Source organism: Streptomyces sp. AV19 (genome assembly GCF_015999245.1).
Lineage (GTDB): Bacteria > Actinomycetota > Actinomycetes > Streptomycetales > Streptomycetaceae > Streptomyces.
Genome location: NZ_JAEAMR010000008.1, coordinates 63,180 through 70,823, shown reverse-complemented (window position 1 = coordinate 70,823; position 7,644 = coordinate 63,180). Strand labels below are relative to the sequence as shown.

At 74.2% G+C, this 7,644-nt stretch carries 6 protein-coding genes and 1 pseudogene; 2 read left to right on the top strand and 5 right to left on the bottom strand.

The window, feature by feature from the left end; all coding sequences use genetic code 11:
• Positions 1 to 322 precede the first annotated feature (322 nt).
• On the bottom strand, positions 323 to 823 hold the full coding sequence (locus I5Q34_RS16450; RefSeq protein ID WP_199893043.1) for a peptidylprolyl isomerase: 501 nt from the start codon (positions 821 to 823) through the stop codon (positions 323 to 325).
• 443 nt (positions 824 to 1,266) lie between these two features.
• Here I5Q34_RS16450 and I5Q34_RS16445 point away from each other — a divergent pair, with 443 nt between their 5' ends.
• Entirely contained in the window at positions 1,267 to 1,719 is a 453-nt protein-coding gene (locus I5Q34_RS16445; RefSeq protein ID WP_199893042.1) for a nitroreductase family deazaflavin-dependent oxidoreductase, read from the top strand.
• A 187-nt stretch (positions 1,720 to 1,906) separates the two neighbouring features.
• On the opposite strand, the pseudogene secD reads toward I5Q34_RS16445, so the two are convergent.
• From secD to I5Q34_RS16430, 3 genes and pseudogenes are all read right to left on the bottom strand, one after another.
• A pseudogene (secD, locus tag I5Q34_RS16440) lies at positions 1,907 to 4,197 on the bottom strand (protein translocase subunit SecD).
• Positions 4,198 to 4,277: 80 nt separating this feature from the next.
• On the bottom strand, positions 4,278 to 4,682 hold the full coding sequence (locus I5Q34_RS16435; RefSeq protein WP_199893041.1) for a hypothetical protein: 405 nt from the start codon (positions 4,680 to 4,682) through the stop codon (positions 4,278 to 4,280).
• Between the two features lie 74 nt (positions 4,683 to 4,756).
• Positions 4,757 to 5,323, bottom strand: a complete 567-nt coding sequence (locus tag I5Q34_RS16430) for a DJ-1/PfpI family protein (RefSeq protein ID WP_199893040.1) — start codon at positions 5,321 to 5,323, stop codon at positions 4,757 to 4,759.
• A 148-nt stretch (positions 5,324 to 5,471) separates the two neighbouring features.
• Between I5Q34_RS16430 and I5Q34_RS16425 the strand changes: the two genes are divergently transcribed.
• On the top strand, positions 5,472 to 6,521 hold the full coding sequence (locus tag I5Q34_RS16425; protein ID WP_199893039.1) for a methyltransferase: 1,050 nt from the start codon (positions 5,472 to 5,474) through the stop codon (positions 6,519 to 6,521).
• 216 nt (positions 6,522 to 6,737) lie between these two features.
• On the opposite strand, the gene I5Q34_RS16420 is transcribed toward I5Q34_RS16425, so the two are convergent.
• Positions 6,738 to 7,640 carry an alpha/beta fold hydrolase gene (locus tag I5Q34_RS16420; protein ID WP_277965478.1) on the bottom strand — a complete coding sequence of 301 codons (903 nt, stop codon included), beginning with the start codon at positions 7,638 to 7,640 and terminating at the stop codon, positions 6,738 to 6,740.
• Positions 7,641 to 7,644: the final 4 nt, after the last annotated feature.

Genomic DNA, 7,644 nt, shown 5'->3' with positions numbered 1-7,644 from the left:
CAGGGGGCGAAGCCCCCGCACCACCGCGCGGAGCGCGGTGCCGGGCCGAGGGGCGCAGCCCCGGAAGAAACGGTGAAAGGGCGGGACCGGGGCACAACCCCCACCCCACCCAGCCCGCAGGCGCCCGACACTCAACCGTCCGCCGCGGCGAAACACCGCTGGCGGGTGGCCCGGCACGACCGCACGGAAGCAGCCGTCGCGCACGGCCGACCCGCCGGCTACGCGTCCGCGGAACCCGGTTCCGTCACAGCCGATCAGCAGCATCGGCAGAGGCAGCCGCACAGCCACTACGACCCGACACGGGGCCAAGGCCCCGCACGGCTTACAGCGTGCCCGACGCCTTGACGGCGATCTTGGCGGCGGTCTTACCGGAACTCGAACCCAGGGCCTCGACCTGCTTGACGATGTCCTGGCCCTCGACGACCTCGCCGAAGACGACGTGCTTGCCGTCCAGCCACTCCGTCACGACCGTCGTGATGAAGAACTGCGAGCCGTTGGTGCCCGGGCCCGCGTTCGCCATGCTCAGCAGGAACGGACGGTCGTGCTTGAGCTCGAAGTTCTCGTCCGCGAACTTCTCGCCGTAGATGCTCTTGCCGCCGGTGCCGTTCTGGTTGGTGAAGTCACCGCCCTGGAGCATGAACGCGGGGATGACGCGGTGGAAGGGCGAGCCGGCGTAGCCGAAGCCGTGCTCACCGGTCGCCAGTTCGCGGAAGTTCCGCGCGGTCTTCGGCACGACGTCGTCGAACAGCTTGAAGACGATGCGCCCGATGGGCTTGTCGTTCACGGTGACGTCGAAGAAGACGTTCGCTCCGGTCTCGGCCATGTCTGTGCTCCTTTGTTGTGTTCCGAGGGGGACCCAGGTCCGGGGAACCCACGAAACAGGGGTCGGTTCGAGCTGCCCGGCGAGCCACACCGCGCGGCTCGCCCGATCAGCCCAAGGCTGTCGTCGCCCCCGGCGGCCGACGGAACACCACAGGAGCCACTCCCGCTGCCACGGGGGAGCACCACACGAGCGCGCGCGTCGGCAGCGGCGGCAGGGATCACCCTTGCACATAACGGGCCCGTGGTCACAGCCGGGGGTGCGAGGGCCACGCACCGGCACGGGAATGAACCCGCGCCTCCGCCTGTTGCCGAACACGGTGCCGCAGGAGAACAGGCGATCACCCCCGCCCCGGGTGGTAGACGTGGTCCCGCGCACCGGGACCGGATCCGACGGCACCGGATCGCCGCGCACCACTGGAGTCTTCGAGGAGAGGACAGGACGACATGCCGCTCGATGGCGAGTACGTACCCAGCACCGAACAGTGGGTCAGGGACCAGGTCGAGAAGTACGAGAGCTCCGGAGGCACCGAAGGCACGACGCTGCGCGACACCGGTCTGCCCGTCGTGATCCTCACCACCCGGGGTGCCAGGAGCGGGAAGATCCGCAAGTCACCGCTCATGCGCGTCGAGCACGACGGCAGGTACGCCGTCGTCGCCTCGCTCGGCGGCGCCCCCAAGCACCCGGTCTGGTACCACAACGTCGTGGCCGACCCCAGGGTCGAGCTCCAGGACGGAACCGTGCGCCAGGACATGCGGGCCCGGGAGGTCACCGGGGACGAGAAGGCGCAGTGGTGGGAGCGCGCGGTGGCCGCGTTCCCCGACTACGCGGACTATCAGAGGAAGACGGACCGGACCATCCCCGTCTTCGTCCTCGAGCCCGTCCCCGGCGGCCACTGACGCCCGCCCCGGTGCCACCGCGCCCGCCCGCGGCGGCACCGGGCACACGGCCGAGGCCCTCACCGCACCGGAACGCGCCCCTGCGCGCACGGCGATCCCCGTCACCCGCCCCCGAGTTGACCGGCTCCCACCGGGATGGGCGGGCGCGCCCGGCCCGACGGCCGGAGCACCCCCGCCCGAGCACCCGCTACACGACCGCCCCCGAATCCCGCCGCGACCGTTCACGCGCCCGCGGCGCCGCCGCCGAGGGCGCCGGCCGGCGTCCCTCCAGGAGCACGGCCAGCGGCGCGGCCGTCAGCACCGTCGAACCCATCCCGAACACCACGCCCGCGAGCAGCGCCAGCGAGAAGTCGCCCAGCGCGTCACCGCCCAGGAACGCCAGCGCGGTGAGGACGAACAGCACCCCCATGCCGGTGTTCACCGTCCGCGGCACCGTCTGCACGATCGCCCGGTCGGTCACCGCCGCCAGGTCCTCGACGCCGCCGCGCCCGGCCCCCGTCCGGCGCATCTCGCGGATCCGGTCGAAGACGACCACCGTGTCGTTGACGGAGTAGCCGATGACCGTCAGCAGCGCCGCCAGGAAGACGCTGTCCATGGGCCGGCCCAGCCAGGCGAACAGCCCCACCACCAGGAGCGCGTCCTGCGCCATCGCGGCCACCGCCGCCACCGCGAACGTCCGGCGGAACCGGACGCCCAGGTAGACCAGCTGGGCGGCGACCGCCCCGCCCAGCGCCAGCAGCGCCTTGTCCCGCAGCTCGCGCCCGATGCTCGGCCCGACCCGCTCGTCGCGCTCGACCGTCACCGGGCCCACGGCCGCCTCCAGGGACCGCCGGATCCGCTGCTGCTCCCCGTCCGTCGTCCCACCGGTGCGGACGACGACGTCGCCGTCCCCCGACATCTGCACCACCGCCCGCGGGAACCCCGCGTCCGCGACGGCCGACCGCGCGTCCTCCACGTCCACCGCCCGGTCCGTGCCGTACTCGACCACCCGGCCGCCGGTGAACTCCACCCCGAACTGCGGCCCCCGCACCAGCAGGCCCGCGCCCGCCAGCACCACCAGCCCCGCGCTGACCCACAGCCAGATCCGGCGGTGGCGCATCGGACGCGGGGCGCGCCGCGCGAGGAAGGAGCGCAGCCGTCCTCCCGACACGACCCCCGCCAGCTTCGGACGGCGCCGCACCGCGCCGCGTCGCAGCGCCCATTCCGCGAGGACCCGGGTGATGACGAGCGCCGAGACCATGGACGCCACGACGCCCACGGACAAGGTCACGCCGAAGCCCTTGACCGGACCGGTGGCGAAGAAGAACAGCAGCCCGGCGGCGAGGACGGTCGTGACGTTCGAGTCGATGACGGCGCTCCACGCCTTCGCGAAGCCCCGCCGCAGCGGGCCGCCCGGATCCGGCAGCCCCCGCGAACGCCGGGCCGCACGCGCGTACTCCTCCCGGGTCCGCTCGAAGACGAGCACGTTGGCGTCCACGGCCATGCCGATCGCCAGGACGAAGCCCGCGAGCCCCGGCAGGGTGAGCGTGGCCCCCAGCGCGACCAGCGCCGCGTAGGAGATCAGCCCGTACAGGCCGAGCGCGACCGTGGCCAGCAGGCCCAGCAGCCGGTAGACGGCCACCACGAACACGGCCGTGCACACCAGACCGATGACCGCCGCGCCCGCGCCCGCCCGGATCGCCTCGGCCCCCAGCGTCGGGCCGATCGTGTGCCGTTCGACGATCTCGACGGGCACCGGCAGGGCGCCGCCCTTGACGAGCGCCGCCAGGTCGCGGGCCTCGGACGCGGAGAAGCCGCCGGTGATCTGCGTGCTGCCGCCCCGGATCCCGGTCCCGCACTCCACGCCCTCCCGGATCGCCGGCGCCGAGACGATCCGGTCGTCGAGGACGATGGCGACCCGGCGGGACGCGTCACCGGGCGGGGCGCAGGCCGCGTCGCCGGTGACGCGCGCCCACGCGTCGTCACCGCTGCCGCGGAACGCCAGGTCCACCGTCCAGCCGGCCCCGGACGCGGTGTCGAGGAGCGCCTTCGCGTCCTTGACGTCCTTGCCCGTCAGGGCCGCGGGGGCCAGACGCAGCGACTGCCCCGGCGCGTCGGGATCCGGCAGGCTCCGTGCCTCTCCGCCGGCCGCGGAGGCGGGGAGCAGGTCAGCTGGGCGGTGCGGCCGATCACGTCCACGGCCCGGCCCGGGTCCTGCACACCGGGCAGTTCGACGACGATGCGGCGCTCGCCGGAGCGCACGAGCGACGGCTCGGCCACGCCGAGCGCGTCCACCCGCTGCCGCAGCACCTCCAGCGCCCGGTCGGTGGACGCGGCGTCGGCCCGGGCAGGGGGCGAGTCGCGGGTCTCCAGCACGATCCGGGTGCCGCCGCGCAGATCGAGACCGAGGCGGGCGGGGCTGGTGAGAGCGAAGTACAAGGAGGCGGCAACGGTGACGAGCGCGAACAGCGCACGCCACAACGAGGCGCGGGACGACATGAGTTCTCCCCTTCAGGGCATACGGAGGCGGAGCGCCGCCCACCGGTACGCACCGGCGGACGCGCTCTGGGCGTCAGCAGCTACTGAAGGAAAGGAGGGCCCCGGGTCAGCCGGGGGGAGTGCGCCGTGGCGGGCGGAGCGCGCTCCTGGCGCGGCCCGACGACCTCGCCGGGCACCGGCCGGGGCACGAGCGGGCCCGCGACCGTACCGGGCAGCGCCTCGGGGAGCCCGGGGGAGTGCGGTTGCTGAACGTGCGCGTGCGCCGCCTGCTGACGGCCGGGGGCATCGGCCGCCGCCCGTCCGTGCGGCGTGCGGGTCTGGACGGCCGGCTGGCCGGCGGCACGCGCGACGACGACCGCGGGCCCCGCCCCGGTACCGGCCGCCGCGGCGGGGGCATGACCGGTCAGGGCCGCGAAGCAGGCCCACAGCCCGGCGAGGAGGGCGACGAGGGCACGGGAGGGGGCACGGCGCAGGCGGTCGCTCACCCGGTCTCCTGTTCCCCACCCGATCGGCCGCCACGGCGGCGGATCATGCCCAGCCTAGCCGCACGCCTCCGGAGTCAGCCCTTGACGGGTGCCTTCTCCCGCAGCAGGGCCACGAACGCCCGCATCCACGCCGGGTGGTCGGGCCAGGCCCGGGCCGAGACCAGGTTCCCGTCGACCACCGCCTCCGCGTCGACGAACGTCCCGCCCGCCAGCCGCACCTCCGGCGCGCACGCCGGATACGCGGCGGTGCGCCGGCCGTCGAGCACACCGGCCGCCGCGAGGGCCAGCGCGCCGTGACAGATCTGCGCCACGGGCTTGTCCGTGTCGAAGAAGTGCCGCACGATGCGCTGGACTTCGTCGTCCAGCCGCAGGTACTCCGGCGCCCGCCCGCCGGGGATCACCAGGGCCGCGTACTCCTCCGGCGCCACGTCCGCGAACGCCACGTCCGCGTCCCAGCAGTGCCCCGGCTTCTCGGTGTACGTGTCGAAGCCCGGGGCGAAGTCGTGCACCACGAACTGGAGCTTCTTCACCGACGGCGCGGCCACGTCCACCTCGTACCCCTCCTCCAGCAGCCGCTGGTAGGGATAGAGGACCTCCAGGTCCTCGGCGGCGTCACCGGTGACGATCAGGACCTTGGGCATGCGGTGCTCCTTCGGCTCGGGCGGACACGGCTCGGGCATCCCTACCCGGGCCCGCTCCGGCGCAGACGGTCTTCTCGCCCGGACCCCACGGTGGATACGCTGCGATCTCCTGGTCAATTAGTGACAAACGTGAATACCTGGAGTGACCATGGCAGTTGAGAAAGGTCCGTCCGTCCCTTCGCCCGCGGACCGCACCTCCGCGGCCTTCCTCATCGACGAGGCCCTCGGCTACCTCTTTCCCGCAGCCCTGCGCGCCGCGGCGGCCGTCGGCGTCGCGGACCACCTGGCCGACGGCCCCCGCACCCCGGCCGAACTCGCCGCAGCGACGGGGACGGACGGGCCGAGCCTGCACCGCGTCCTGCGCCTGCTGGCCACCCGCGGGGTCCTCAGCCAGGCCGCCGGCGGACGCTTCGGACTCACCCCCGCCGGGAACGCGCTGCGCTCGGACGCCCCCGCCTCGGCCCGTGCCGCGATCCTCATGATCACCGACCGGACGATGTGGCTGCCGGCGGGCGAGATGCAGCGCTGCCTGACCGACGGGACCTCCGCCTTCGAGGGCATCTTCGGCACGTCGTTCTTCGGCCACTTCGCCCGGGACGAGACCACCGCCGCCGTCTTCCACGACGGGATGGCCGCCATGTCCGACGCGGAGAACCGGCCGATCGCCGCGGCGGGGGAGTTCCCGGAGAAGGGCACGGTCGTCGACGTCGGCGGCGGCCACGGAGGGTTCCTCGCCGAGGTGCTGCGCGACCGGCCGGGTCTGAACGGCGTCCTGTACGACGCGTCCCACGTCCTGGCGGGCCACCGGCTGGCGGAGGACCGGGACCTCGCCGGCCGGTGGAGCACCGCCGAGGGCGACTTCTTCACCGAGGTCCCGCCCGGGGACGTCCACCTGCTCAAGCGGATCCTGCACGACTGGCGGGACGACCAGTGCGTCACGCTCCTGCGCAACTGCCGCCGCGCGCTGGCCCCCGGCGGCCGGATCCTCGTCGTCGACGCCGTCGTCCCCAAGGACAGCGGTCCGCACCAGGCCAAGGCCCTGGACCTGATGATGATGGCCTCCCTGGTGGGCCGCGAGCGCACCGAGGCGGACTTCCGCGCCCTGTTCGAGGCGGCCGGCCTGCGGCTGGCGCGGATCATCCCCACGTCCACGGTGCTCGACATCGTCGAGGCGGTTCCCGACGGGACGGGGGAGTGACCGGGGAAGGATCGATTCGCCACTCGGAGCCGCAGCGATCCTCGGCGCCCTCACCGCGCCCGCCGGCGTGCCATGGAGCCGCCCGGTGGGCGTGAACGCCGACGCGGTCGGCGCGGAGCCATGGCACCCGGGCGCAACGGGCCCGTCGTCCCGCCGTGATCCTGCCGCCCGGCCCGGATGCCGAACTCCGGTGCCCGGGCCGGGCGTTGCCGGACCTCAGGCAGGCAGCGCGGCATCCTCGGCGCGCCGCACGAGCGCGGCGACGCGGCCGGCGATCTCCGGCCACAGCTCGCGGGGCAGGCTGTGCCCCATGCCGTCGAGGACGAGCAGTTCCGCGCCGGGGACGGCCGCGGCCGTGGCCCGGCCGCCGCTGATGTCGCACAGGACGTCGTCGGTGCCGTGGACGACGAGCGTCGGCACGGTGAGCGACCGCAGCCGGGCCGTGCGGTCCCCCGAGGCCAGGGCCGCGAGGTACTGGCGGGCCGTGCCCAGGGGGTCGAGACCCCGGTCGTAGGCGCGGCCGGCCCGGTCGGCCGCCTCGGCCTCGTCGAACGCGAACCCGGGGGAACCGATCACCCGGGCGGCCCGGACCTCCCAGTCGATGTACTCCCGGCGGTCGTCCGGGGCCGTCCCGCATCCCGCGATCGCCGCGAAGTCGGTCCGGCCGACGCCGGCTTCACCGGTGGTCGACATCATCGACGTCAGCGACCGGACCCGGCCCGGATGCTCGATCGCGATCGTCTGGGCGACCATCCCGCCCAGGGACCCGCCCACGAGATGGGCGCTGCCGAGGCCGAGGGCGTCGAGCAGGCCGACCGTGTCGGCGGCCATGTCCGACAGCGTGTAGGAAGCCGAGGAGACGTCACCGGCCGGCGCGGCTCGGAGACCGGGCGCGGGGGCGTCGTGGAAGCGGGTCGATCTGCCGCAGTCGCGGCTGTCGAACCGGATCACGTGCAGGCCGTGGCGGACGAGTTCCGCGCAGAAACCGTCCGGCCAGTAGATCATCTGGGCTCCCGCGCCCATCACCAGCAACACGGGCGGCGAGGCGGGGTCGCCGAACCGCTCGTAGGCCATCTCGATGCCCGACGGGCCGACGTTCAGGGCCAGTTCTTCGCTCACGGTG

Bases quoted from the DNA above. Each gene is read 5' to 3' on its own strand.
- I5Q34_RS16425 (WP_199893039.1), top strand. From the start codon at position 5,472: ATGGCAGTTGAGAAAGGTCCGTCCGTCCCTTCGCCCGCGGACCGCACC.
- I5Q34_RS16430 (WP_199893040.1), bottom strand. From the start codon at position 5,323: ATGCCCAAGGTCCTGATCGTCACCGGTGACGCCGCCGAGGACCTGGAG.
- I5Q34_RS16445 (WP_199893042.1), top strand. From the start codon at position 1,267: ATGCCGCTCGATGGCGAGTACGTACCCAGCACCGAACAGTGGGTCAGG.
- I5Q34_RS16450 (WP_199893043.1), bottom strand. From the start codon at position 823: ATGGCCGAGACCGGAGCGAACGTCTTCTTCGACGTCACCGTGAACGAC.